Below are 377 nucleotides of genomic sequence, written 5' to 3' on the forward strand. Positions count from 1 at the left end.
TAGCGTACGCCGTGAACCAAGATGATTTTTTCGAATTGCTCGTAAATTTCAGGGTCTTTGGTAATACTCAAGAAAGGGGCGATGCCGGTACCGGTGCTCAACAGGTAAAGGTGTTTGCCTGGATTCAGATCGCCGGCAACCAGAGTTCCAGTCGGTTTTTTGCTGATTAACACGTCGTCGCCGACTTTAAGGTGTTGCAGGCGGCTGGTCAGAGGGCCGTCTTGGACTTTAATGCTGAAAAATTCGAGGTGTTCTTCCCAGTTGGCGGAGGCGACGCTGTATGCGCGCATCAGCGGCTTGCCGTCCACCATCAATCCGACCATGACGAATTGGCCGTTTTCAAAACGCAACGATTCGTCGCGGGTGCAGGTAAAGGT

General features: G+C 52.0%; 1 protein-coding gene. It reads right to left on the bottom strand.

Annotated elements, in window-relative coordinates; translation table 11 throughout:
* The coding region (locus tag HMPREF2596_RS04040) for a ferredoxin--NADP reductase (RefSeq protein ID WP_141762669.1) at positions 1 to 377 on the bottom strand (377 nt) is incomplete at both ends.

This window comes from Neisseria sp. HMSC078C12, from assembly GCF_001838065.1.
Lineage (GTDB): Bacteria > Pseudomonadota > Gammaproteobacteria > Burkholderiales > Neisseriaceae > Neisseria.